General features: G+C 67.0%; 23 protein-coding genes. 9 read left to right on the forward strand and 14 right to left on the reverse strand.

The window, feature by feature from the left end:
- Window positions 1-179: 179 nt before the first annotated feature.
- Window positions 180-1,787 carry an AMP-binding protein gene (locus tag GOPIP_RS21660; RefSeq protein WP_006371946.1) on the reverse strand — a complete coding sequence of 536 codons (1,608 nt, stop codon included), beginning with the start codon at window positions 1,785-1,787 and terminating at the stop codon, window positions 180-182.
- A gap of 139 nt (window positions 1,788-1,926) precedes the next feature.
- Here GOPIP_RS21660 and GOPIP_RS21665 point away from each other — a divergent pair, with 139 nt between their 5' ends.
- Entirely contained in the window at window positions 1,927-3,522 is a 1,596-nt protein-coding gene (locus GOPIP_RS21665) for an acyl-CoA synthetase (RefSeq protein ID WP_006371947.1), read from the forward strand.
- Between the two features lie 7 nt (window positions 3,523-3,529).
- Here GOPIP_RS21665 and GOPIP_RS21670 read toward each other — a convergent pair whose 3' ends face one another.
- Window positions 3,530-4,366 (reverse strand): SDR family oxidoreductase, encoded by an 837-nt coding sequence (locus GOPIP_RS21670; RefSeq protein WP_006371948.1) that lies wholly within the window; start codon window positions 4,364-4,366, stop codon window positions 3,530-3,532.
- 146 nt (window positions 4,367-4,512) lie between these two features.
- Window positions 4,513-5,163 carry an NAD(P)-dependent oxidoreductase gene (locus GOPIP_RS21675; protein ID WP_006371949.1) on the reverse strand — a complete coding sequence of 217 codons (651 nt, stop codon included), beginning with the start codon at window positions 5,161-5,163 and terminating at the stop codon, window positions 4,513-4,515.
- Between the two features lie 122 nt (window positions 5,164-5,285).
- Between GOPIP_RS21675 and GOPIP_RS21680 the strand changes: the two genes are divergently transcribed.
- Entirely contained in the window at window positions 5,286-5,711 is a 426-nt protein-coding gene (locus GOPIP_RS21680) for a DUF7832 domain-containing protein (protein WP_006371950.1), read from the forward strand.
- On the opposite strand, the gene zapE is transcribed toward GOPIP_RS21680, so the two are convergent.
- A complete protein-coding gene (gene zapE / locus GOPIP_RS21685; RefSeq protein WP_006371951.1) occupies window positions 5,682-6,668 on the reverse strand; it encodes a cell division protein ZapE in 987 nt (328 codons plus the stop codon). The two genes, GOPIP_RS21680 and zapE, sit on opposite strands and share 30 nt — an antisense overlap.
- Window positions 6,669-6,710: 42 nt before the next feature.
- Between zapE and GOPIP_RS21690 the strand changes: the two genes are divergently transcribed.
- Window positions 6,711-7,280, forward strand: a complete 570-nt coding sequence (locus tag GOPIP_RS21690; RefSeq protein WP_006371952.1) for a TetR/AcrR family transcriptional regulator — start codon at window positions 6,711-6,713, stop codon at window positions 7,278-7,280.
- Here the strand turns inward: GOPIP_RS21690 and GOPIP_RS21695 are convergent.
- The 4 genes from GOPIP_RS21695 to echA20 are packed head-to-tail and all read right to left on the reverse strand — an operon-like array spanning window position 7,267 to window position 10,855.
- Window positions 7,267-8,397: an NAD(P)H-dependent flavin oxidoreductase gene (locus tag GOPIP_RS21695; RefSeq protein WP_006371953.1), complete on the reverse strand. Its 1,131-nt coding sequence runs from the start codon at window positions 8,395-8,397 to the stop codon at window positions 7,267-7,269. The two genes, GOPIP_RS21690 and GOPIP_RS21695, sit on opposite strands and share 14 nt — an antisense overlap.
- Window position 8,398: 1 nt before the next feature.
- Window positions 8,399-9,157, reverse strand: coding sequence for a CoA-transferase subunit beta (locus GOPIP_RS21700; RefSeq protein WP_006371954.1), 759 nt, complete (start codon window positions 9,155-9,157; stop codon window positions 8,399-8,401).
- On the reverse strand, window positions 9,154-10,083 hold the full coding sequence (locus GOPIP_RS21705) for a CoA transferase subunit A (protein ID WP_006371955.1): 930 nt from the start codon (window positions 10,081-10,083) through the stop codon (window positions 9,154-9,156). Before GOPIP_RS21705 ends, GOPIP_RS21700 begins: the two co-directional genes overlap by 4 nt.
- A 1-nt stretch (window position 10,084) precedes the next feature.
- Complete coding sequence (gene echA20, locus GOPIP_RS21710; RefSeq protein WP_006371956.1) at window positions 10,085-10,855, reverse strand: (7aS)-7a-methyl-1,5-dioxo-2,3,5,6,7,7a-hexahydro-1H-indene-carboxyl-CoA hydrolase; 771 nt, start codon at window positions 10,853-10,855, stop codon at window positions 10,085-10,087.
- A 73-nt stretch (window positions 10,856-10,928) separates the two neighbouring features.
- Here echA20 and GOPIP_RS21715 point away from each other — a divergent pair, with 73 nt between their 5' ends.
- The 3 genes from GOPIP_RS21715 (at window position 10,929) to GOPIP_RS21725 (ending at window position 13,105) form a co-directional block, all read left to right on the forward strand.
- Complete coding sequence (locus tag GOPIP_RS21715) at window positions 10,929-11,738, forward strand: SDR family oxidoreductase (RefSeq protein WP_006371957.1); 810 nt, start codon at window positions 10,929-10,931, stop codon at window positions 11,736-11,738.
- 64 nt (window positions 11,739-11,802) lie between these two features.
- Window positions 11,803-12,702 (forward strand): SDR family oxidoreductase, encoded by a 900-nt coding sequence (locus GOPIP_RS21720; protein ID WP_006371958.1) that lies wholly within the window; start codon window positions 11,803-11,805, stop codon window positions 12,700-12,702.
- A gap of 31 nt (window positions 12,703-12,733) precedes the next feature.
- Window positions 12,734-13,105, forward strand: a complete 372-nt coding sequence (locus GOPIP_RS21725) for a DUF8021 domain-containing protein (RefSeq protein WP_006371959.1) — start codon at window positions 12,734-12,736, stop codon at window positions 13,103-13,105.
- Window positions 13,106-13,135: 30 nt separating this feature from the next.
- On the opposite strand, the gene GOPIP_RS21730 is transcribed toward GOPIP_RS21725, so the two are convergent.
- On the reverse strand, window positions 13,136-13,792 hold the full coding sequence (locus GOPIP_RS21730) for a GNAT family N-acetyltransferase (protein WP_006371960.1): 657 nt from the start codon (window positions 13,790-13,792) through the stop codon (window positions 13,136-13,138).
- Between the two features lie 159 nt (window positions 13,793-13,951).
- Here GOPIP_RS21730 and fadD8 point away from each other — a divergent pair, with 159 nt between their 5' ends.
- Window positions 13,952-15,589 (forward strand): fatty-acid--CoA ligase FadD8, encoded by a 1,638-nt coding sequence (gene fadD8 / locus GOPIP_RS21735; protein ID WP_026919855.1) that lies wholly within the window; start codon window positions 13,952-13,954, stop codon window positions 15,587-15,589.
- Between the two features lie 20 nt (window positions 15,590-15,609).
- Here the strand turns inward: fadD8 and GOPIP_RS21740 are convergent, their stop codons facing one another.
- The 5 genes from GOPIP_RS21740 to GOPIP_RS21760 all read right to left on the reverse strand — a co-directional run bounded on the left by GOPIP_RS21740 (window position 15,610) and on the right by GOPIP_RS21760 (window position 21,229).
- Entirely contained in the window at window positions 15,610-16,689 is a 1,080-nt protein-coding gene (locus GOPIP_RS21740; RefSeq protein WP_006371962.1) for a DUF5685 family protein, read from the reverse strand.
- A gap of 91 nt (window positions 16,690-16,780) precedes the next feature.
- On the reverse strand, window positions 16,781-18,025 hold the full coding sequence (locus GOPIP_RS21745; protein ID WP_006371963.1) for a glycosyltransferase: 1,245 nt from the start codon (window positions 18,023-18,025) through the stop codon (window positions 16,781-16,783).
- Window positions 18,022-19,374, reverse strand: a complete 1,353-nt coding sequence (locus GOPIP_RS21750) for a non-ribosomal peptide synthetase family protein (RefSeq protein WP_006371964.1) — start codon at window positions 19,372-19,374, stop codon at window positions 18,022-18,024. The genes GOPIP_RS21745 and GOPIP_RS21750 overlap by 4 nt, the downstream gene beginning before the upstream one ends.
- A complete protein-coding gene (locus tag GOPIP_RS21755; protein WP_006371965.1) occupies window positions 19,371-20,240 on the reverse strand; it encodes an ABC transporter permease in 870 nt (289 codons plus the stop codon). Before GOPIP_RS21755 ends, GOPIP_RS21750 begins: the two co-directional genes overlap by 4 nt.
- Window positions 20,237-21,229 carry a daunorubicin resistance protein DrrA family ABC transporter ATP-binding protein gene (locus GOPIP_RS21760; RefSeq protein WP_006371966.1) on the reverse strand — a complete coding sequence of 331 codons (993 nt, stop codon included), beginning with the start codon at window positions 21,227-21,229 and terminating at the stop codon, window positions 20,237-20,239. Before GOPIP_RS21760 ends, GOPIP_RS21755 begins: the two co-directional genes overlap by 4 nt.
- Window positions 21,230-21,492: 263 nt before the next feature.
- Here GOPIP_RS21760 and GOPIP_RS21765 point away from each other — a divergent pair, with 263 nt between their 5' ends.
- Entirely contained in the window at window positions 21,493-22,512 is a 1,020-nt protein-coding gene (locus tag GOPIP_RS21765; RefSeq protein WP_014361522.1) for an alpha/beta hydrolase, read from the forward strand.
- 54 nt (window positions 22,513-22,566) lie between these two features.
- The gene (locus tag GOPIP_RS21770) at window positions 22,567-24,045 is read left to right on the forward strand and encodes a condensation domain-containing protein (protein WP_006371968.1); all 1,479 of its coding nucleotides are present in this window, start codon (window positions 22,567-22,569) and stop codon (window positions 24,043-24,045) included.
- The last annotated feature ends 59 nt before the right edge of the window (window positions 24,046-24,104 follow it).

Here is a 24,104-nt window from a genome sequence, read left to right on the forward strand (position 1 = left end):
CGGCAACGGTCGTCCCGTTCGTGGGAATCGTGGAACTGGGTCGGGCCTGCTGCTCGACGGGCCGGTGCAGACCGCGCGGGTCTGACATCGGACGGCGCGACGAACCGTTGGCGCGCGGTGGCACCTACGTCGACTTCTGGACGCGGCGCAACGCCGCGGCGGGGTGGACGATGACGGTCTCAGCCGACGTGTGAGTTGCCGGCGGTCACCTCGTCGAGCCAGGCGCGGGTGACCTTTCCGGTTGCGGTGCGGGCGATCTCGTCGACGAAGACGATGTCGCGCGGGACACGTGAGCGCGACAGCTCCCGGCCGATGTGTTCCTTGAGGGCGGTGTCGTCGACGTCGTGGCCCGCGCGGCGGGCGACCACCGCCGAGAGCCGTTGACCGAAATCGGCGTCGTCCACGGTGAAGACCGTGGCGTCGGCGACACCGGGGTGACGGTGCAGTGCGAGTTCGACCTCTTCGGGGTAGACGTTCTCACCGCCGGAGACGATCATGGAGTCCGATCGACCGCGGACGTACAAGCGGCCGGCGCCGTCGAGGTAACCCGTGTCGCCGGTGGCGACCATGCCGTCGACGCTGTGTTTGGAGCTTCCATCGGTATACGAACGCATCTGGGCTCCGGTGCGGACGTAGATATCGCCGACCCGTCCGGGTCCGACGGGCATGCCGTCGATGAGGATCGCCACCCGGACACCGAGCGGAGCGGACCCGGCGCAGGACGGGTCGTGCGCGAGGTCGGCGGGGGTGGCGATGGTGATGTAGGAGACCTCGGTGGCGCCGTAGAGGTTGTGCAACACCGGGCCGAACCGTTCGGTGACGGCGGTGACGAGATCGGGGTCGAGTCGCGCGCCGCCCGACCCGAGGATGCGCAGACGACCGGATAGTGGTTGCAGCACTGCGTCGTCGAGATCCATGATCCGCTTCAGCATCGTCGGTACCGCGACGAAGGCGGTGCAGTTCTCGGCAAGCATCGTTGCCACGGCACGCTCGGCGGAGAACCGCCCGTCGAAGACGAGGGTGGCCCCGGCGAGCAGTCCGGTGAGGGTGGCGATCAGGCCCCATCCGTGAAATGCCGGCGGCGCCAGGTAGATCACGTCGGATCGACGCAGCGGGATCTTCTCCAGCAGTCCGGCCAGCGTCGAGAGCATGGTCAGCGGAGAACTGCTGCGGGCTGCGCCGCGGGGCACGCCGGAGGTTCCGGAGGTGAGGATGACCAGCTCGGGATTGCCATGCGCGCGTGGGGGAATGGAATCGTCGGCGGCGGCGAGCACCGAGTCGAGGTCTTCGGTGCGGATGGTGCGCACTCCCGTGAGCTCCGACAGCCGACCGGTGAATTCGTCGTCGTGGAGCAACAGATCGATGTGCTCGCGCTCGCATATGGTCGTCAGCTGCGTGGAACCCATGTCGGTGTTGAGAAAGACCACCCGAACACCGCCGGCGAGTGCTCCGAGCAGGGCGATCACCAGCTGCGCACTGTTGCGGCACATGATGCCGACGGTCGGGCGTTCGCGGGTGGTGTCGAGGTCACGCAACACCGTGATCCACCGGCGGGTGGCGGTGGCGAGGTCACGGTAGGTCAGCGGAACCCCGCGGTCGACGACGGCGACCGAGTCGCCGAACCGGGCGGCGAGCACCTCGGTCAGCATCGCTCCACCGCCGGCTCGAGCGGCGCGAAGCGACCTGGGTAGTTCGGTCGGGCCGGGCAGGATGCCGGCGCGGGCGAGCCGGCCCGTGGCGCGGAGTTCGACGGCGATCCGGCGCAGGCCGGCGAGGCTGTGGGTCACCGACAGGATTCTGCCTCAAAGAAACGAATCGATCAATATGTGCCAACAACGGAGCGGATGGGTGGCGGGCGGTTCCGCATGGTTGGACGACCTAGTAATTTGTGAGGTCGACGACACCCCGCGGGCAACGGAGGCAGTGATGGGATCGGAATTCAGCGAATCGACCGACGCCGCGATCCGGACGGCGCGCGAGCATTCGATCGGCGCGTTGCTGCATCGCAGCGCCCAGCGCAGCCCCGACAAGATCGCGATCATCGACGGGGACACGGAACTGACGTTCGCCGAGTTCGATTCCGCGGTGAACCGGTGCGCCAACACCCTGGCCGCGCGCGGTCTGCAACGCGGAGACCGGTTGGCGCTGATCAGTCACAACTGCTGGCAGTTCGGCGTTCTCAACTTCGCGACCGCCCGCCTCGGGGTGATCCTGGTGCCGATCAACTTCGGGCTCGGCGCCGAGGAGATCGCGTTCATCCTGACCCACAGCGGGGCACGCGGCCTCGTCGTCGAGGATGCTCTCGGGCCGACGGTCATCGCGGCGATCGACCTCGCCGCCGCCGCGGTCGACATCCGCGGATGGATCGCGTTGTCCGGTGCCGCGCCTGCCGACGGGTGGGAGGACGCCACCGCATGGATGACCACCGGCGACGTGACTGCTCCCGGCATCGTCGTCGGCGACGACGAGCCGGTTCGGATGATGTACACCTCCGGCACCGAGTCCCGGCCCAAGGGTGTGCTGCTCTCCAGCAAATCGCTGATCACGCAGTATGTTTCGTGCATCGTCGACGGCGGCATGTCGGGTGATGACGTCGAGATCCACTCGCTGCCGATGTATCACTGCGCGCAACTCGACTGCTTCTTCTCCACCGACATCTACCTCGGGGCGACCAGCATCATCCTGCCCGCGCCCGATCCGGCGACGATCCTGGCGACCATCGAGTCCGCGCGTGTCACCAAACTTTTCTGCCCGCCGACGGTCTGGATCTCGCTGCTGCGTCACCCCGACTTCGACACGCGCGACCTGTCGTCGTTGCGCAAGGGGTATTACGGCGCCTCACCGATGCCGGTGGAGATCCTGCGCGAGGTGTCGCGCCGATTGCCCGAGGTGTTGTTGTGGAACTTCTACGGCCAGACCGAGATGTCGCCGCTGGCAACCATTCTGCAGCCGCATGAGCAGATCGACCGCGCCGGGTCGGCCGGGCGGGCATCATTGAACGTCGAGACCAAGGTCGTCGACGACGACGACAATCCGGTACCGGTGGGGGAGGTCGGCGAGATCGTGCACCGCAGTCCCCATGCGGCGCTGGGCTATTACCAGGACGAGGAGAAGACCGCAGCGGCATTCCGCAACGGATGGTTCCACTCCGGCGACCTCGGCATCATCGACGCCGACGGCTACCTCTCGGTGGTCGACCGCAAGAAGGACATGATCAAGACCGGTGGGGAGAACGTCGCCTCACGTGAGGTCGAGGAAGCCATCTATCTGCTCGACGGGGTGGCCGAGGTCGCGGTCTTCGGTGTGCCACACCCGAAGTGGATCGAGGCGGTCACCGCCGTCGTCGTCCCGAAAGATGGCGTGACCCTCACCGAAGAGGCCGTTGCAGCCCATCTCGAGCCGATCCTCGCCGGATACAAGCGGCCGAAATACATCGTGTTCGCCGATGCCCTGCCGAAGAACCCGAGCGGCAAGATCCTCAAGAAGGACCTGCGCGTCGAGCACAACTCGATCGCGGGGTAGCGGGGCGTCAGTACAGGTAGTCCTCGCCACTCGCGCGCACGGTGACGTCGGAAAGGCTGATGCCCCAAGGTTGATCGATCACATGGACGACGGCGTCGGCGAGTTCGTCGGGTGTGATCAACCAGTACTCGGCGGAGTCGGGGTCGGTGAGCTCGTCGGGCAGCGTGCCCGCGATCATCTGCTTGGTGTGCTCGGCGTACTGTGCCGCGCGTTGCCCGACCATCCCGAAGATGGCTGCGCCGTTGACGATCCAGCTGGCCAGGTTGGTTCCGGCGACGCCGGTGGGGCGCACCGTGGTGACCTTGATCCTGCCCTTGGTCTCGATGCGCAGCGAATCCGACAGCGCGTTGACCGCCGCCTTGGTCGCGCTGTACACCCCGGACCCGGCGACGCCCGCGTTGCCGTAGATCGACGAGATGTTCACGACATGGCCTCGACCCTGCTCGATCATCTGGTCGTAGACCGCCGAGATGCCGTTGAGCACGCCTTTGATGTTGATGTCGATGGCCCGATGCCAACGGTCGGCGGCCCGCTCGTGGTCGGCGAAGAACGCCAGCGGCATCACGCCGGCATTGTTGACGATGACGTCGACAGCCCCGAACTCCGCGACGGTTTGTGTTGCCACATCGCGCATCTGGGCGAGATCGGTGACGTCGGCGCCGATCGCCAGTGCCTGCCCGCCGGCGTCGCGGATGCCGTCGATGACGGCTCCGAGGCCCGCCTCGTTGACGTCGACCCCGACGACCCGCGCGCCGCCGGCCGCACATTTCTCGGCGATGAGCGCGCCGAAGCCGCTTGCAGCACCGGTGATGATGATGACCTTCTCGGTGAGATGTCCGGACACGCGAGCCCCCTCTGGCGTCGACCGAGTTGCCGCCGATGCGGCAAATCGGTTCGGATGCTACACCGGCATCGTGCCTGGGCGTTTCGGGTCCTCGTCGGTTCGGCACTCGGTGCAACCGGCCACCGGCGGTGTCGCCGGTAAGGTCGTCAGTGTCCGGTGGTGAACCGCTTCCGGACATGCGCGCGCTGCTCGATCTCGTCGACGAAGGAGCGAGCGTAGTCGGTACCCGAGATCTCCGAGCTGCCGTCGTCCTTGGTCACCAGGAGATCATCGTCGGTGCGATAGCTACCGGTGGTCTCACCGGGTGCCCAGGACCCGAACAGGGCGGCGGGGGAGACATAGAACCAGTCGAGCTCTTCGGGGCCGGCGCGTAGTGCGTCGAGTACATCCGCGTGGGCCAGCGCCTCGGGCTTCCATTCGTCGTTGAAGTCGGGGGTGTCGACCAGCCGTGGACCGCCCTCGGCCACCAACGAACTACCCGCTCCTCCGACCACACCGACGCGTGTGTTGTGCGCGAGCGCCGCCGCGGTCACCGAAGGAATCAGATCGACGAGAGGCTTCCCATCCACATCGGCACCGTGTACCGCGATCACCACGACGTCGGCGGTCTCGGCGACACGATTCACCAAGTCGGCGTCGGCGAGCGATCCGACGTCGTAGGTCACGCCGTCGACGGGGTCTGCGGGTGCGCCGGAGCGGCTGTACGAGGTGACCTGATGGCCGCGGCGAACGGCCTCTGCGGCGATGTGACCACCGGCGTACCCGGTGCCTCCGAAAATGGCGATGTGAGAACTCATACCGGATGTAACCGGACCGTGGTCCGCAGTTATTCCGCGGGTCTGCGGGATTTTCTCGGCTCGGTCCGTCGTCCGGTCGACATGGCTGGGCGGGTCGGGCTCCGCACCCTACGCTGACCGTCGTGACCTATGACGATGCCGAGTGGCACACGGATTCGGTGATCGACCTCGGCCTCGATGAGTCCGCGGGCGCCATCCACATCGCGGCCTTCATGGGCTGGGCGTGCAGACGCGGGTTGGTGCCCGCCGACGACCATGCCGACGCGATCGCCGACGCCACCTCTGAAACCGACCGTCCTACCGGGTTCGTGGCGACACACTTCGTCTCGCAGATCAACGTCAACAACCTCACTCCGCGCGGAAATCTCTTCGCCGAGCAGTGCTACGACGCGTATCTCCGGGCGTTACCCGGCACCGAGTTGATGGCCCGGTACGACAACGACTACCGCGTACCCGACACCTGGGACACCGTGGAGGAGATCGGCGCGTTGCTCGACGAGTTGTACGCGGAGTGGGAGTCACAAGGCGGCAGACTCGCCGAGCGTTGACAGTCTGCTCGTCACGCGGGCCCGCGACATGGGATCCAGAGCGGCGCAAAGGGCGAATTCTGTTCTGTCGAGCGCACACTCGATGTTCAGTTCCGCCTCCTGGTCATAGAGGATGTCGACGAGGTGGACGAAGCGACGGGCACTCTGGCGGTCGGTTGTGGCCAGACCGGGCACGCCGCTGACGGTCCACGAACGGTATCGGTGAGCAAGGCGAAGATAGTCGGCGGCACCGAGCGGGCGGCCACAGATCTCCCCGAACGTCACCCCGAGATGGTCGCGAGTCGAGTCCCACACGGAGATGGTTCGTCCGTTGACCGACGTGGACTGCGAGACCCGTTGTGTTGGTGTGCCGTTCACGGTGATCCACAGACCGCCGGCGAAGCCGTGGTCGCGGCGCGGGTTCGGACGGCGAATCGTGCGGTAGTCCGTACCGCCGTCGAGTTCTACCGCCATACAGTGTGTTTCGATGAAGTCGATGGTCGGCAGGAAGGAGGCGTGGAGTAACGGGTGGGGCATAAGATCAGAAGGTCGATGATTGGACGTGATGATCAGGCGGATGTCGCGCTCGATCGCTCGCCGGATCACCGCGTCGACGTAGATCCCGTCGGCGCGGTCGTCGACGGTCAATTCATCGAAACACAGGACCCGGACACCCGACGTGATCGTCGCCAGCGCTCCCTCGACGCCGCGGTCTTTGATCAACGCATCGAGATCACGTCCGAACTCGTGCCAATGCAGCCGCCGTACCCACTTCGGGGGCAGTGCGCCGAGGTAGGTGTCGACAAGCCACGTCTTCCCTCGACCTACCGGCCCGGAGAGATAGAGATGATCACGGCCCGAGAGATGCTGTGCAGCAACGAGTTGGGTTGGATCGAGTCGAAAGCCGGCCCGGGTCGCGGCCTCGACGACAACGTCGTCACCCACCAGCGGCGCGGACTGCTTTCGACGACCGAACATTCCCAAACTCTATCATCGTAGAGTCTGGCTATCATGTGATGTGTGCCCCGTCCCGACCGTCGCCCACGAATCGCCGATGCCGCGCTGGAACTCGCGGCGTCCGGGGGAACACACGCGCTCACCCATCAGGCGATCGATCGTCGGCTCGACTTACCGAAGGGATCGACCTCGTATTACTTCCGCACTCGCGAAGCGCTCTTGCTGGCCGCCGCCGACCGGCTGATCACCATCTCCCGTGAGCGGTTCCGCGGCACGCTCGAACTGTCCGCCGGACAGACCAATCCGGTCGAGGTGATCAGCGACTACGTCACCGAACTCGTCACCGACCGCGTGGCCGAGGTGACCGCGCGCCAGGCACTGTTACTCGACGCCGGAATCGGAGACGACGTCCGTGGGCGCCTGCGCCGCTGCTTCTTCTCCGAGGACGCTGCCGCGGGGCTGATGCAGTCGCTGGGGTCCGCGCAGCCGCACGTGGCGGCCCGGCGGTTGGTGACCGTCCTGGAGGGAGTGGTCTACAGCCACACCCAAGGTCTCGACCGCGATGAGCCGCACTCCTCGCGTCGCGGCATCGTCGCCGATCTCGTTACGCGAACACTCCTCACACTGCGCTGACCGGCGCGGCGAGTGCGTGCAGCCGCTCGTGGGCCTGCATCATGATCGACTGGATCAACTCGTCGCAGCTGGGCAGATCGTCGATCATGCCGACGACCTGACCCGAGGCGAGGACGCCCGCGCGGGTGTCGCCCTCGACGAGTCCCGCGCGCAACAACATCGGGGTGTTGCCTGCCATGATGATCTGCTGCCAGGTGCGTTCTCCGGAGCGTCGCATGGCGCGGCCGTCGCGCAGCATCGTCGTCCAGCGCATCCCGGTCAGCTGCTTGAACTCGTTGGCGTTACGGGCCGCGGCGACAAGGGCTTTGACGGCGCTACCGCTCTCCAGTGCCTCGACGAGCGGGGTACGCAAGACCCGATGCGGCATCCCGTCGACCTTCACCGACACCACCGTGTCGCCGAGGCCACGGGCCAGATACTCCTGCTTGACGGCGTCGGGCACCGCCGAATCCGAGGTCAGCAGGAACCGCGTCCCCATCGCCACCCCCTGTGCGCCATACGCCAGAGCGGCGGCGAGTCCGCGGCCGTCGAAGAATCCGCCGGCCGCCACCACCGGCATGTCGGATCCGTTCTCCGCGAGGGCATCGAGTACCGACGGCAGCAGCAACGTGGTGGCCACCGGTCCGGTGTGTCCGCCGCCCTCGCCACCCTGCACGATCACCGCGTCGGCGCCCCAGGAGGCCACCTTCACCGCGTGCTTGGCCGCGCCGATCGACGGGATCACCACCACACCATGCTCTTTGAGCTTGGCGATCAGCTCCTTCTTGGGCGCCAGCGCGAACGAGGCGACCTTGACGCCCTCGCGGATCAGCAGGTCGATCCGCTGCGGTGCGTCGGTGGCGTCGGCGCGGATATTGACCCCGAAGGGCTTGTCGGTCAACGCTTTCGTCTTGGCGATGGCCGCCTCGAGTTCGTCGTAGGTCATCGTTGCCGACGCGAGGATTCCCAGACCGCCGGCGTTGGCCGTTGCCGACGTCAGCGACGGCCCCGACACCCAGCCCATCCCGGTTTGCACGATCGGGTACTCGACGCCGACGAGGTCGGTGAAGCTCGTCGGCAGGGGCGCGGCGCGCCCAGCACCCGTTGTGTCAGAGCCGGTCCTCTCATCGCCGGTCATCTCACCGCACCTCTTTGGCGCGAACACCCTTGGGATCGAGCACATCCCGGATCAGGCCGAGTTCCTCGTCGGAGGGTTCCCGCGTTGTCGGGGCCTCGGCGAGTCCGTCGATCTCGAAGGAGGTGTTCTCCGCGACCTCCTCGGCACTCACCCCGGGGTGCAGCGACAGTGCACGCATCGTGTGGTCGGGCCCGCCGAAGTCGAAGACACCGAGATTGGTGACGACGCGCGCGATGTCGACGTCGTCGAAGGCGGGGTTGTCGGGGTCGACCTTGTCGAAGCCGAGTCCGCAAACGATGTCGACGGCGTCGACGAACACGCGTGCCGAATGCCGTGGGACCCAGTAGCTCGTCGGATGGTTGATGGTGTTGCCGGGAGCGCCACGGGCGCCGAACATCTGTCGGGTCGGGTGTTGCAACGGGCCGAACGCCGACAGGTTCTGGTTACCGAAACGATCGATCTGGTTGGCGCCCATCACCACATGGCGCCGGCCCGAGGCCACGACGTCGAACACCTTGGAGAACGGCATCCACCCCTCGATGGCGCCCGTTTTGCCGATGCCCGGTGTGTCGGCGAGGATCAACGCCTCCCCATCGGTGATGAGCAGATCGGGCGCGAAGCTCAGCCGCGCCAAACGGGCCCCGAGTAGCGGGATCGGCGCCATCGGCGACGCCATGATCTCGCCTGCGCCACGGAAGATCTCGGCGCAGGAGACGACGCAGTACTCGGCCCGGGTGACCCCGGTGGTCGCTGTGGTCACTTGCGGTCCTCCTGTTCGGCACGCCAGGCGACAACCTCGCGCTGATAGGTGGGTTCGTCGACGTCGAGGAAGCGCGCGCGGAACGCGGCCCACGTGTCGGCGTCCTTGGCCTGCTCGACGTAGAACCGTTGGAACGCCTCGTCGCGACCGTAGTCCCCCGCGAAAGAAAAGTGCGCCCCATTCGGGGTATGCACCACCCGGTCGACATTCATCCTGTTGAGCAGAAGACGCTGGGTGGGAACGGATTTGACGAGCACCTCGGTGTCGACGAGCTGATCGGTCTCCAGATATCGGCGCGTTGCGGCGGCACAGAACAGGTCGTCCATGTACGGGTCGACACCGGTGTAGGCGGCGTTGCCGCGGGCATCGGCGAGATCGAGGTGGACGAAGGCTGCGTCGAGTCGCAGGGCGGGCATCGCGATGAGCGTCTGCGTGCGGCCGTCGGGGTCGGGATACGGGGACTCGACGGTCTTGAGCTCACCCTCCCAGAATGCCGGCACGTCGGAACCGAGTCCGGCCCGGATCGGCAGGAACGGCAACCGGGCCGCGGCGGCCTGCAGACCGCACTTGACCATGCCCTCGTCCATCTCGCGTGCCTCGATGGCGCCGGTGGTGCGGGCGTGGGCGAACCACGGATCGTAGAACGGGGCGGAGTCCAGGGAGACGAAGCCGTAGTAGACGCGTCGGACTTTGCCTGCGGCGCACAGCAATCCGAGATCGGGTCCACCGTAGGTGACGATGGTCAAATCGGTCACCGCCGAGCGGGCCAACGCCCGGACGAGTGCCATCGGCTTGCGCCGCGACCCCCAGCCGCCGATGCCGATCGTCATCCCGTCGCGCAGCTCGCCGATGACATCGTCGAGAGTGCTCGTCTTGTCGGTGGGTGTTGACGCGGTGGGTGTTGATGGGGTGGGTGTTGCTGCCATGTCAGGCGTGTCCTCCTGTGTTGAGGGCCTTGCCGGTCGCCACGAACTCGTCGCGGTGTTCGTCGGCGACGCCGGCCAGATTGAGCTCGAAGGTGTATCCCTGCTCGAGGCGGTAGCTGGCCTTCACGTCCACCGGGTCGATGTGGTTGATCGCCGACTTTGCCGCGCGGATCACCCGGGTGTCCTTGGCGGCGATCTTCTCAGCGACATCGAGTGCCGCGGAATCGAGTTCGTCGGCGGCCACCACCCGATGGACCGAGCCGAAGTGCAGGAGTTGTTCGGCGGTGACGTTCTGGGCCGTGTAATAGAGGGTGCGCATCATGTGCTGGGGAACCAGGCGCGCCAGATGTGTTGCGGCGCCCAGTGCCCCGCGATCGACCTCGGGAAGACCGAAGACCGCGCCCTTGGAGGCGACGATCACGTCGGCGTTGCCGACCAGCCCGATTCCGCCACCGACGCAGAAGTTCTTGACCGCGACGACCACCGGGACGGCACAGTCGTAGACCGCGCTGAACGCCGCGGTGCAGCCGTGGTTGGCGGCGATCAACGCCCCGAATCCCTCCGTGGCCTGCATCTCCTTGATGTCGACGCCGGCGTTGAAACCGCGGCCCTCCGCCCGCAGGATCACCACGTGCGTGCTGGGGTCGTTGCCCGCTGCGGTGATGGCTTCGGCGAGGTCGAACCACGCCGACGACGGCAGCGCGTTGACCGGCGGGTAGTCGACGGTGACGGTGACGACCCCGCCATCGGTGCGGGTAGTGGTGATCGGCACGCGTGCTCCTCTCGGCGAAGCGCTGAAGAAAACCAACCAAGCAATTGCTTGGTTCTTTGGTAGGGTAGCACCCATGACGACAGGGGCACAGGTGACCGGACGGCCGGGCCGATACGACCTCGGGCTCGCCGGACGGGTCGTGTTGGTGACCGGCGGTGCCCGAGGTGTCGGACTCGGCATCGTTGCCGCCCTCGCCGATTTCGGCGCGACCCCGGTGGCCTGCGCTCGACATTCGAGTGACGAGCTCGAATCAGTTTCCGCTGCAACATTTCTGCCGTGTGATGTGCGGGATGAGGACGCCGTGGCCGCCACCCTCGCGCGAATTGTGGAGACCCACGGGCGGATCGACGGCGTGATCAACAATGCGGGCGGGTCGCCGTTCGCGCTGGCGGCCGACGCCTCACCACGCTTCGCGAGCAAGATCGTCGAACTGAATCTGCTTGCCCCGCTGATCGTCGCGCGTGCGGCGCAGGCCGTCATGCGTGGTCAGGAGGGCGGTGGCGCGATCGTCAACATCTCGAGCGTCAGTGGGCATCGCGCCTCCCCGGGTACCTCCGCGTATGGGGCCGCCAAAGCCGGACTCGACAGTCTCACCACCTCACTCGCCGTGGAATGGGCGCCCCGGGTTCGGGTGAACTCCATCGTCGCCGGACCGGTCGAAACCGAGCAGGCCCACCTGCACTACGGCGACGACGCGGGCATCGCCGCGGTCGGCCGGACGATTCCCATGGGTCGCATGGCGCGCCCCGCCGATGTCGGCGCCGCCGCGGCGTTCCTCCTCTCGCCACTGGCCGGCTACATCACCGGCGCCACACTGACCGTCCACGGCGGGGGCGAGCTACCGGCCTTCCTCGCCGCCGCGAACGCAGGCAACGACGTCTGATCTGCCCGGACGCCTGATCTGTACAACTACGCTGTGAACCGAAACATCTGAGAGGACAACAACAGTGGCTGAGAGCGCGTCCAATGCGGGTCGTGTGGTCGTGGTGACCGGTGCGGGTCAGGGAATCGGCCGGGCCCATGCGGTGGCCTTCGCCGCCGACGGCGCCAAGGTGGTCGTCAACGACTTCGTGGCCGAGGCCGCCGACGCGGTGGCCAACGAGATCCGTAACCGTGGCGGGGACGCGATTGCCGCCACCGGAGACGTCGCCGACTGGGACACCGCGGCCGGCATCATCGCCACGGCCGTCGACGAATACGGCGCACTCGACGTCCTGGTCAACAACGCCGGATTCGTGCGTGACCGCATGCTGGTCTCGATGGCCGAGGAGGAGTGGGACGCCGTGGTCCGCGTGCATCTGAAGGGGCACTTCGTGATGCTGCGTCATGCCGCCGCCTACTGGCGGGCGCAGGCCAAGGCCGGCAGCCCGCGCACCGCCCGCGTCGTCAACACCTCGTCCGGGGCGGGCCTGTACGGCTCGGTCGGTCAGGGTAACTACGTCGCGGCCAAAGCCGGTATCGCTGCGTTGACCGTTCAGGCGGCCGCCGAGATGGGCGGTTACGGTGTCACGGTCAATGCGATCGCACCGGCGGCACGCACCGCGATGACCCTCGGTGCCGGCGAGGCGATGGCCGCGCAGATGGCCGCCCCCGACGACGGCTCCTTCGACGTGATGGATCCGGCGAACATCTCGCCGCTGGTGTGCTGGCTCGCCTCGCCGCAGTCGGGTGAGGTCACCGGTCGGGTCTTCGAGGTGGAAGGCGGCAAGATCTCGATCACCGACGGCTGGCAGCGTAGCGTCGAACGCGACAAGGGTGCGCGCTGGGAATCGTCCGAACTCGGCCCGGTGATCGCCGAGATCATCGGTAAGGCGCCGGTGCCGATGCCGGTCTACGGCGCGCGCTGACACCGTTGGGCAGATACCTCTTGGGGGAACCATGACCGACTCCGTGGCGGCGGCCCGTGTCGCGGCGGCACGGGCCTATGTCGACGCACTGGTCAGTCACGACGCGAGCGGGGTCGACCTGCATCCGGATTGCACCCGAGTCGAATTCGGTGTCAAGACCGGGCGCAACGGACCTCATATCGCACGCAGTCTGGAACGCGGACCGCAGTTCCGGCTGATCCACCGTGTCAGTGGATTCGAGGCCACCGTCGACGGGCACAGCGTCACCACCCGCTACCTCGTACACGTCGCACCGAAGATGCTGGGGCTCGCGGCGCCGGTGTCGGAAACCTTCGTCATCGACGAGGACACCCGAATTCGCGCGATCGTCGCCCGATTCGGGCTGCCCCGGCGGGTCGGCTGAGCGCACCGACCCGCACGAGGTCACCACCGTTCAGGCGCCAGGCGCCCGAACCACCATCGGCACACCCGGGAAGTAGGCCGCGATCTCCGAGCGTGACTTGCGCAGGGCGGCGGTGCCGTAACCCTTCTTGCGGTGCTCGGGATGAATCCAGATCCGCACATCGACCTCGCCGGAGGTCAACTCGCCGAAGACGAAGCCCACCTTGGACTCCCCTTCGACGGCGACGAGCCAGACGGCTTCCTCGTCGTCGACGCGCGCGGTCGCCTTGCTCAGTTCCTCGGCCAGATCGCCTGCGGGAGCGCCCGAGCCGTCACCGGCCACGCCGAGTTCGGCGGTACGTGTGGCAAAGAGGTCGGCGTCCTCCTCCGGGGAGAACGGGCGCAGATCGAGGGTGTCACCGCTCGAGGCCGGTCGCTCGGCGAGGGTGAACGTCAGCGCCGAGTTCAGGTCGTCGAGTTCGGCCTGATTCTTGCGGCGCTCGTCCTTGGTGAGCTGATCGAGTTTCATGTCGAGGATCGCCTCGGCCCCGAGCTGGGACTTGTCCAGCAGCTCGGCAATCGCGGCGACCGCCTCGGAGTGGTTGTCGGCCTCGACGATGGTGTCGAGAACCTCGTGGCGCCGCTCGAGGGCGGTCAGAAGTGCGTCGGTGATGTCGCGACGGGAGGTCGCCAGGTCCAGGTCAGTCATGACTCGATCCTAGTGTGGAGTCGCCGCCCATGAGGGCAGACTCGATCTGTAACACGTTCTAGTCCTATTCTCTCCTACGATCGGCGATATCTGTGCACGTCATCGACGAATCTTTGCCACACCCTTCCTCAGTTCTGAAACACGTCCTAGTCTGGTCGTATGACTGAGGACAGCTCTGTGACCGAATACGACCCGTTGCGCAGCGGGGTCCATCTGGGTGATCTCATGGTCGCGGCCCTGCGACGGCATCGCGACCACAAGGTGCTCGAGCTCGGCGACACCGAACTCACCGGTGGCGAGATGGCCGACGCGGTCAGCCGGTACGTGCAGGCCTTCGAGTCGGTGGGGGCGGGATCGGGAACCGCGGTCGGACTCCTGGCGCTCAACCGTCCGGAGGTACTCCTGGTGATCGGTGCCGGGCAGACCCAGGGCTGGCGGCGCACCGCGCTGCATCCGCTCGGCTCGCTCGACGATCACGCCTACGTGCTCTCCGACGCCGGGGTCACCACACTGGTCATCGATCCGGTGCCGATGTTCGTCGAGCGGGCGGTGGCGCTGGTGGACCGCGTCGACAGCCTCAAGCAGGTCCTCACCCTGGGGCCGGTGCCGGAGGAACTGTCCGCGTACGGTCGCGACATCATCGCCGAGGCCGACACGTTCTCGCCCCGCCCGCTGACCGCGGCGGCGCTGCCCGGCGATCACATCGTGTCGATCACCTACACCGGCGGGACCACCGGAAAACCCAAGGGTGTCATCGGAACCGCGTCGGCGATGGCGACGATGACCCAGATCCAGCTCTCGGAGTGGGAATGGCCGGAGCGACCACGGTTCCTGATGTGTACGCCGCTCTCGCACGCCGGTGCGGCGTTCTTCGTGCCGACGTTGATGAAGGGCGGCACGATGATCGTGCTGTCGAAGTTCGACCCCGCACAGGTTCTCGCGACGATCGAGGAGAAGAAGATCAGCGCCACCATGCTGGTGCCCTCGATGCTCTATGCGCTCCTCGATCATCCCGACTCGAAAACCCGTGACCTCTCGTCGCTGGAAACCGTGTATTACGGTGCCTCGCCGATCAATCCGGTGCGGCTCGCCGAGGCCATCGAACGTTTCGGTCCGATCTTCGCCCAGTACTACGGGCAGTCCGAGGCCCCCATGGTGATCAGCTACCTCGGTAAGCACGACCACCCGAAACCGGGCGAGGACACCCGCCGACTGTCGAGCTGTGGCCGGCCGTCGGCCTTCCTGCGCACCGCGCTCCTCGGCCCCGACGACGCGCCCGTCGCGCCGGGTGAACCCGGCGAGATCTGTGTGGCCGGACCGCTTCTCGCCGGCGGCTATTGGGGCCTACCCGAGCAGACCGCGGCGACCTTCCGGGACGGTTGGCTGCGGACCGGTGATGTCGCCCGGGAAGACGACGACGGCTTCTGGTACATCGTCGACCGCACCAAGGACATGATCGTCACCGGCGGCTTCAACGTCTTTCCGCGGGAGGTTGAAGACGTTGTCGCCGAACATCCTTCCGTCGCACAGGTCGGCGTGATCGGGGTACCCGACGACAAATGGGGCGAGGCGGTCACCGCGGTCGTCGTGCTGCGTGCCGACGCCGCATCCGACGATGCGGGACGGGCGCGGATCACCGCCGAGATCCAGAGTGCGGTCAAGGAACGCAAGGGTGCGGTGCAGTCACCCAAGCAGGTGATCTTCGCCGACGCGCTGCCGTTGACCGCGCTGGGCAAGCCCGACAAGAAGGCGTTGCGCGCACAGTTCTGGGAGTCGGCCGGACGCGGGGTCGGCTGAGCGGCATCGACCGAAAGCGTTCAGGTGCAATCACAGTCGCAGCAGTCGCAGCAATCCCCGCAGTCGTCGTTGCAGCAGGGGCCGGTGAATTTGTCACTGCAGTGATTCCAGTGGTCGGCGCAGCACGCCCGGCCCGTGCAGCCGGTCCACAGGAACGGGCCGAGGCGATCACGAAATCGTCGGTTCGGTGGGAACGGCGGGGGATAGGGCCAGGAGTCGGGGAAGTCCGGTGGTCGCGTGGCGGGCCACCGGGTCCGCGCATGCATCCGGCGGGCGATCGCGTGCCGTAGACCGTCGAGGAATACTGCCCGCAGCAACCGGTCGTCGTCGAGTCGGAGCCGGGAATATCGCTCGGTGATCCGGTCACGCCGGTCGCGACACTCGGCCAGCGCCGTCGTCACCTCGGTTCCGGTGGCGCGCAATGGATTGTATGCACCATCGAGCGCGTCGGCGTGATAGTCGTCGACGGCGTCGAGCAGGTGGGCGATCGTGCCGAAGTCGTAACCGATGGCCGCGAGGTCGGCGCGGTTGTCCGGCACGCCCGAGGCATCGGCGGTCGCAGCGAACACCTCGGCGCACGCCTGGCCGCTGGGATCGGTGATCTCGCCGAGAGATGTGGCAGTGCACTCGATCTCGGGCTGACGGTGCAGGGTGAGCAGGATGCGCTCGACGTCGACAACCGGTGCATTCGACGCCGCCGCATGTAACCGTGATCCGATCACCCGGGCGGTTGCCGACCTCATCGGTGAGTGTGGCGCGAGTCCGAGGCGCTGCTCGGCGCGGACATCGTCGGCCTTGGCCGCGGCCAAGGTGAGCGACGCGCCGGCCGCCAGCCGGATACCCGGGTCGGTGGCGGTCACCACCGTTGCCGTCCGCAGGGACCGGAGTGGGCATCGGCCCGCTCGTGTGGTCGTTGCCGCACCGCCGTATTGGGCTTCGGTGAGGATCGAGATCATCACCGCGTCGGTGTTGGTGGTCAGTCGCGCGGCTTGGCCGTGACCGTCGCGCAACGCCAGACACAACCCGCAAAGATGTGCGCGCCACCGGTCGGCGAGTTCGTCTCCCAGACGGTGACGACAAGGTGTGAGGACCCCGAACATGCCGCCATCCAAACATCACGCTCCGGCTCGACGCCATCCGAGTCGCAGCCGTGTCCTTCAGGCGGACGACAACCCTTCGGTGGTCGACAACTCAGGTCGTCGACGCCGCGGCGGTCGTGATGATCTCGCACGCGACGTCGACCGCATGATGCGGGGGAAGGAGTCGCTCGGCGATCCGACGTGCGGCTGCTTGCGCGCCCGGGTCGGTCAGCACCGACAGATCGTCAGCACTCATCCGGCTCAACCGGCTTCCGGTACCCGCACCGCAGCGGCGTAACGCGGCCGCCCAGATCGGTTGGTCGGCACTGAACCATCCGACGGCTGACGGAATCCCGGCCCGCAGGACCGAACCCGTCGTCCCGGCGCCACCGTGGTGCACCGCGGCGCGGCAATGCGGCAGCAGCGCTTCGTGATCCACCGTTCCGGATACCCGGAACAGACGGGAATCCGTGATCGGAAGGTCCAGATCGGTGTGGGCGATCACTCGCAGACCTCGATCGAGCAGGGTGGTGACCACGAACTCCATCCGGTCCACGGGGGTTCGCATGCTGCCGAAACCGACATAGACCGGCGGCGGTCCCGAGCAGGCGAAACCGATGGCCGCGTCGGTCCGGTCCAGGCCGTCGTTGATCGCCGTCCGGATCTCCTTGTCCGGGCACAGGAATCCGACGAAGGGGCGCTGCGATCCCCACTCGCGCGGCAGGTCGGGGAACAGGACCGGGTCATATACCTGGATTTCGGGGGTTCCGTCCGCGCGCAGACGTCTGCTGAATGGGCGCCGGTCCGGCGGCAACCCCAAACGTGCGCGCAGTCGGCGGTCGGCGCCGCGGGTCGAGCGCCACATGACCCGATCGGCGAGCGTCCATGCCACGCGTGAGACCAACTGCGGCACATCCCGATACACCGGCGAGACCGAGCCCGAGACACGCACCGGGCAGTAGTGCAGGGGAACGAAGGCGATCCCGCGGCTCTCGGCGATGGTCGCGGCCCGGTCCTGGGCGAGCAGGCCGGTGACGAGGACGTCCGACTCGTCGGCGAGCTCGGCCATCACCCGCTCGGACTGCTCCACCCCGTACGCGCTGACCTCGCGCAGCGCCCGGAATCGGGTGCGCGGATTGCGCGACTTGAGGTCGTTGCGGATCAGTGGACTGGCGAGCAGATCCGCGGTCGACGGACAGAGCTCGGTGGTCGGAATCATCGTTCGTGCAAAGGATTCCACCAGATCGGCCGCCACGGCCAATCGCACCGAATGACCACGCCGCACCAACTCGGCGGCCACCGCGGCCGCCGGTTGGACATCGCCGCGGCTGCCGTGCAGCGCGAAGGCGATTCTCATCCGCCCCACTCGCTCGCCTCGAGTTCCCATCGCTTCAACTCGGCGCGCACCAGGGCCGCCAGGGCGGCGTCATCGGCGGCCAGCCGCGGATCGAGGGACGTCACCGCCAGCCCGATCGCACGGGGTCCGACGCCGAACCATCCGCTCACACCGCCACCGAAGTCGGCCGTGCCCGCCGGCCGGCCGGTGAAGGCGCGCACCGCGATCTCGGCATCGAGTCCGCTTCCCAGGCTGCAGAATTCGGGCGACAATTCGCCGAGGTTCGACGCCAGGCACATCGGCGTCGAGCCGTTGGCGGCCAGGCGTCGCACCAGCCCGTCGCCGAGCGCCTGCGCGATCTGCGAGAGGTTCCCCATCGAGGACGCGGCCGTGGTCACGCTGCGGTAGGCCTCCTTGCAGGCCACCCGAATCGCGGTGAGATCGTGATAGCGGTCGTCGGATACCCGGATCCGGGCCGTCGTCCCGGTGGTGGCGTTGGCCCGACGGTCCCCCTCGGGGTGCATCGACACCGGAATCGATACGGGAACAACGTCATCGGGTCCCACGATCCCGGCCTCGGCGAGGAGTCCGACCATGATCGCGACGAACAACGCGTTCGCGCTGCCGTGCGCACGTGCGGCAGCGCGCGCGTAGTCGTCGGCCGGGATGCTCAACAGGATTCCGCAGGGTTCCTCCGCGATGAGTCCCGCCGGTCGCACCGGGCCGGCCGGGGTGGGTTCGCGCCGGGACCCGACCGTGCCGGCGATGAGTCGACCCGTGGCCAGCGCGGCTCGAGCGGCGGTCCGCGCACCGTCGATGACGTCGTCGAGTGGACCCACCGGTTCGGTGGTGACGGCGTAATCGTTTCCGCGAACGGCTTCTTCGACCGCGGTCACCATCGACCATCCGTCCGCGACGGCGTGTGCGGCGATCAGCGAGACCAGGGTGGAGCGCCCGTCCGCCGAGTACGCGGCGGTCAGTCGCCACGCCGGTCCGTCGACGCTGTCGACCCCGCGCTCGGCCTGCCGTCGCGCCCATGCCACGGCGTCACCCTCGGCGACGGGCTCGTTCTCGAAGTGGGTCATCCCCGCTGCCGGTGTGTAGTGCCAGCGATCACGGACCGGAGGCGGGCGACGTCGTGCGAGGCGGGACAGACGCCCGTACCGTAGCCGAGTCGCCAGGGTGGACAAGACATCCGGATCGAGACGGCCGTCGAATCGCCATGCCCCCTGGTTGATGACACCGAGTCCGAGGGCGTGCTCCATGCGGATGAACAGGTCGTCGTCGGTGCCCAGGCGCTCCGTACCCAGGCGCTCGGTACCCAAACGCTCGGTGGGGCGACGCCGGATGTCCCTGTCGTGGTTGGTCATAGGCGTGTGAGGTAGGCGCGCAGGGTCGCGGGGGCGAAGATCACCAGGATCACGCAACAGCCGAGGAGTGTCCATCCGACGTCCGCGGTGAACTGCCCGTGATTGGCGAGTGCGCGAAATGACGAGATGAGGTGTGAGATCGGGTTGATCTCGGCGATCACCCCGAGCCATCCGGGCATCGTCGAGGTCGGCACAAAGGCGTTGGAGGTGAACGTCATCGGCATGAGGATCAGCATCGAGATGCCCTGGATCGCCGAGACCTTCGACAGCAGCACACCCATGAGGGCGAAGATCCAGCTCAACGAGAACGCGGCGAAGACGACGAGGACCACGCCGAGCAGCACACCGAGGGGGCTCGTGGGTCGATAACCGATCGCCAGACCCACCGCCAGCGAGACCGTGGTCGCGATGAGGTAGCGCGCCGTGTCGGCGATGAGCAGTCCGGCCAAGGGGGCGATCCGAGCGATCGGCATCGACACGATCCGGTCGAAGACGCCGCTGTCGATGTCCTCCCGTAATTGGGTTCCGGTGACGATGGACGTCGTCACCGACACCGAGACCAACACGCCGGGAACCAAGAGCTGCAGGTAATTTCCGACGCCACCGGCGACCGCACCGCCGAAGATGTTGGCGAACATCACGGTGAAGACGATCGGTACGACGACGACGTCGATGAGGCCTTGCGGCGAGTGGCGCATCCGCAGGAAACCTCGCCGTGCCAGGGCGAGGATCTGTCGCAGCGCCTGCGAGAGCGGCACCCGATCGAGTGGGGTGATCGGCCATTCGATGCCGACCGCCGGGTTCTCGGCACCCTCGATGGCGTCGGCGGTCTCGATGGTGCGGGCGCCCAGCACGTCTTCGGTCATGAGGCGTCCTGCCACGAGATCTCGTTGCCCGCTGCATCGTGGGTCGCCGGATCGCCGGTGAGGGCGAAGAACACATCGTCGAGCGTCGGGCGTTGAACCGAGAATTCGACGATACCGACCGACGCGGCCTCCAGATCGGCGACAGCGCGCGCCGCCAGTCCGGGATCGGTGATCGACGCCGACAGTCGTGCCTCGCCGGCCACCTGCGCCACCTCGGTACCCAGGCTCTGCTGCAAGACCCCGGCCGCGCGGGGCAGTTGTGCGGCGTCGGTGATGATCACGTGCAGCGACTTGGTGCCGATGCGTTCCTTGAGGGTGTCGGCCGTGCCCTCGGCGACGACACGTCCGGAATCCATCACGACGATGGAATCCGACAGCTTGTCGGCCTCGTCGAGATATTGCGTGGTCAGCAGTACCGTAGTGCCGCCCGAGACGAGTTCACGCACGGCTTGCCACACCCGTGCCCGGGTCGCCGGATCGAGGCCGGTGGCTGGCTCGTCGAGAAACAGCAATGGCGGCGCGGTGATCAGGGAACACGCCAGATCCAGGCGACGGCGCATTCCGCCGGAATAGCCGGAGACCGCACGGCGGGCGGCGTGAGAAAGTCCGAATTGTCCGATCAGGTCGTCGGCACGAGAACGCGCTCGGACTTTGCTGAAACCACGCAGCTCGGCGAATAATCGTAGGTTCTCCTCGGCGCTGAGATCCTCGTCCAACGATGCATACTGACCGGTCAATGCGATGAGGGAGCGCACGGCGGTGCCCTGGGTCGCCACGTCGCGGCCGAAGATGCGCGCGCTGCCCCCATCGGGGCGGAGGAGCGTCGAGAGCATGCGGACCGTGGTGGTCTTACCTGCGCCGTTGGTGCCGAGCAGTCCGCACACCGAGCCGGTCGGGACCGACAGGGAGACGTCATCGACCGCGGTGACCCGCCCGAACGTCTTGCGCAGCGACGCGGCCTCGATGGCGGTCGAAGGCAAAACGACCATGCCGGGCTCCTTTCTCGACGCGATTGCGATACGTAGCCTACCGAGATCCGGACGATTCGGCGCCATTCAAAGTCTGCTTTGGTTTACCCGCCACGGGTGATTTCACAGGAATCTCGCAGAAAGCGCCACATGGTTCGACAACGTAATTCATTGATCCGGAGAAAGAAATTGTGACGAATACCGCGGGTTCGGGTTATCTTGAGCGTGCTGGCGGTCTATCTGAGCCACATTTCTCGGTTGTTCACTGTTCGCGAGGTGCTGATTTGTCGGGTGATTCTGGTCGCCGTTCGCGGTGGCGTTTCCGCGTTTCCGCGGGTCTTCTGGTCGTCGCTGCCGCGGTGATGACCGGGGTCGTCGGTGAGCCGGGGGCCGCATACGCGACGCCGCAGAAGGCGTCCATCGTACGGACGGCGTCGGAGGGGACCGACCTCACCGCCCTCTATGTGTACTCCCCGGCGATGCGCAAGACGATCAAGGTGCAGGTGCTCACCCCGGCACACGCCGACCGGACTCGTCCGTCGCTGTACCTGCTCAGCGGCCTCGGTGAAGAAGACCCGCAGAACAGCATGTGGTTGCGCAAGACCGATGCCAGGCGCTTCTACGCCGACAAGAACGTCAACGTCGTGATGCCGCTGGCGGGCAACGGCAGCCTGTACACCGACTGGGAACGTGATGATCCCAAACTCGGCCGCTACCAATGGGAAACATTCCTGATCGACGAGCTGCCGCCGCTGATCGATGCCACGTTCAACGGTAACGGCAAGCGGGCGATCGCAGGCATCTCGATGGGTGCGGGTGCCGGGTTGGTGCTCGCCGCACGCCATCCGGGTTTCTATCGGGCGGTCGCCTCCTACAGTGGCTGCTACACCACCACCGGCCTGGCCGGACAGACGTATCCGCGGGGAATCGTCACCGCATTCGGCGGCAACCCCGACAACATGTGGGGCCCTCCCAACGATCCCCAATGGGCCGCGCACGACGTGGTGTCGCTGGCCGGCAATCTGCGCGGCACGACGGTGTATGTCTCCAGTGGAACCGGGATGCCCGGCAAGTACGACGAGCCGGGGTACCCGGGAAACAGTGACCCGGCGAATCGCCAGGTCGTCGGGGGTGGAATCGAATTCGGTACCTACCTGTGTACACGGGAATTGCAGTCCCGACTCGTCGCCTCCGGCATTCCCGCGACGATTCGATACGTCGATCCGGGAACGCACTCCTGGCCGTACTGGCGCGACCAGCAGACGCAGAGTTGGCCCACCATTGCCCGCGGCTTGAACAGTTGATGCGCTTTCAACAATTGCTCCGTCCCGTTCACACGATCATTACCGGAGGTTTCGATGGAATACACAGAGCTCGCCGACTATCGGATTCCCGGCGGTCGGGTGACCGCGTGGGAGCCGACCGCCGACGCCACCGCCTGGCAGCCCGATCCGCGGCGGCTGTCCTACATGCACCTCGAGCACGCGCGCCGCGCCCAGACGATGGGTGCCGACTGGTACAGCGAATGGATCGGCACAGCGTTCATGATCGACCGTCCCCTCGATCGAGAGGCACTCGCGGCCGCCATCGAGGAGTGGTACCGCAGACATGAGGCGTTCCGGTCGTCGGTGCGCACCGATGCCGGTACCGGCCCCGAGGACGATCTGACCCGGATCACCACCGGGGCCCAGGCGATCTCGGTCCGCACGAGCGCACTCGGCGACGCGATGAGCGCTGACGACGCCCAGGCCTGCGTGCAGGAGTACTTCAACACCACCGTGTCACCGCTCCGGTGGCCCCACTGCGTTGCGGTCACCGTCGAACCGGACGGCGACGACAATCGTTTCTTGCTGGTCTTCGCCGCCGACCACACCGTGATGGATGCCTACACACAGGTTTTCGCGATCCGCGAGCTCACCACCCTGTACGAGGCCGCACTGGACGCAACGCCGCACAATCTGCTGGATTACGGCAGCTACCTCGATTTCGCCGACGCCGAACGCGATCTCGGCGAGCAGATCGACGCCAACAACATCGCCGTCACCCTGTGGCGCGAGTTCTTCGAGACCCCGACATCGGTCGCGCAGCCGGGGCCGATGCCGACCTTCCCTCGTTTCGAGGTTCCCGACGGCCATTCTCCGACGATCACCTGCCCTCGCATCCCCGACGACGGATACCAGTCGAGCCTGTCGACATATCTCCTCGATCCCGCCCAGACCAAGGCGTTCGACACGGTGTGCAAAGCCGCGGGCACCTCGATGGCCGTCGGTGTGTACACGGCGCTGACGATGGCCGGTGCCGCCTGCAGCGGGGCCGACGATCTGCGGTTCATCAGCCCCGTCCACACCCGCACCGGCCCCGAGTGGGGCGAGGCGGTGGGATGGTTCGTCGGTGTGATCCCGATGCACGCCCGATTGGGCGGTGCCACCACATTCCGTGAGGCACTGCCCTCCGTGGCGGCGAGTGTCGGACGGTACCGCGATGCCGGCAGCGCTCCGTTCGCCCCGATTGCCGACCTGATCGGCGGCGACGTGACCCCGCCGGGATTCGTCATCTCCTACATCGACCTGCGACGTGCCGAGGGCGCCGACCAGTGGGACGCGCGCAATGCCCGCGTCCTGCGCAGCGCCACCGCCGACGCCGATGAGGTGTACTTCTGGATCAACCGAATCCCGGACGGCCTCAACGTCTCCGCCCGGTTCACCGCCGGTCCGCAGGGCGCTGCAGTCGAGGCGTTCCTCTCGACGTTCCACGCCATACTGCGCTCGGTGATCGCCGACGGCGACTGCCCGGTCGTCCTCGCCGATACCTCCGCACTGACCGGCCGGCGCCGGTGACGGTGCGGTTCTCACCACCCGGTGAGCTCGGACCGCTTCTGCGCGAGGCGTTTCCGGGT

The sequence above is a fragment of the Gordonia polyisoprenivorans NBRC 16320 = JCM 10675 genome (genome assembly GCF_000241325.1).
Taxonomy (GTDB): Bacteria; Actinomycetota; Actinomycetes; order Mycobacteriales; family Mycobacteriaceae; genus Gordonia; species Gordonia polyisoprenivorans.

Coding starts and splice junctions, on each gene's coding strand:
- GOPIP_RS21715 (WP_006371957.1), top strand. CDS start 10,929: ATGACGACAGGGGCACAGGTGACCGGACGGCCGGGCCGATACGACCTC.
- GOPIP_RS21665 (WP_006371947.1), top strand. CDS start 1,927: ATGGGATCGGAATTCAGCGAATCGACCGACGCCGCGATCCGGACGGCG.
- GOPIP_RS21770 (WP_006371968.1), top strand. CDS start 22,567: ATGGAATACACAGAGCTCGCCGACTATCGGATTCCCGGCGGTCGGGTG.
- GOPIP_RS21675 (WP_006371949.1), bottom strand. CDS start 5,163: ATGAGTTCTCACATCGCCATTTTCGGAGGCACCGGGTACGCCGGTGGT.
- fadD8 (WP_026919855.1), top strand. CDS start 13,952: ATGACTGAGGACAGCTCTGTGACCGAATACGACCCGTTGCGCAGCGGG.
- GOPIP_RS21725 (WP_006371959.1), top strand. CDS start 12,734: ATGACCGACTCCGTGGCGGCGGCCCGTGTCGCGGCGGCACGGGCCTAT.
- GOPIP_RS21760 (WP_006371966.1), bottom strand. CDS start 21,229: ATGGTCGTTTTGCCTTCGACCGCCATCGAGGCCGCGTCGCTGCGCAAG.
- GOPIP_RS21740 (WP_006371962.1), bottom strand. CDS start 16,689: ATGTTCGGGGTCCTCACACCTTGTCGTCACCGTCTGGGAGACGAACTC.
- GOPIP_RS21705 (WP_006371955.1), bottom strand. CDS start 10,083: ATGGCAGCAACACCCACCCCATCAACACCCACCGCGTCAACACCCACC.
- GOPIP_RS21745 (WP_006371963.1), bottom strand. CDS start 18,025: ATGAGAATCGCCTTCGCGCTGCACGGCAGCCGCGGCGATGTCCAACCG.
- GOPIP_RS21730 (WP_006371960.1), bottom strand. CDS start 13,792: ATGACTGACCTGGACCTGGCGACCTCCCGTCGCGACATCACCGACGCA.
- GOPIP_RS21750 (WP_006371964.1), bottom strand. CDS start 19,374: ATGACCAACCACGACAGGGACATCCGGCGTCGCCCCACCGAGCGTTTG.
- zapE (WP_006371951.1), bottom strand. CDS start 6,668: ATGTTCGGTCGTCGAAAGCAGTCCGCGCCGCTGGTGGGTGACGACGTT.
- GOPIP_RS21695 (WP_006371953.1), bottom strand. CDS start 8,397: ATGACCGGCGATGAGAGGACCGGCTCTGACACAACGGGTGCTGGGCGC.
- GOPIP_RS21755 (WP_006371965.1), bottom strand. CDS start 20,240: ATGACCGAAGACGTGCTGGGCGCCCGCACCATCGAGACCGCCGACGCC.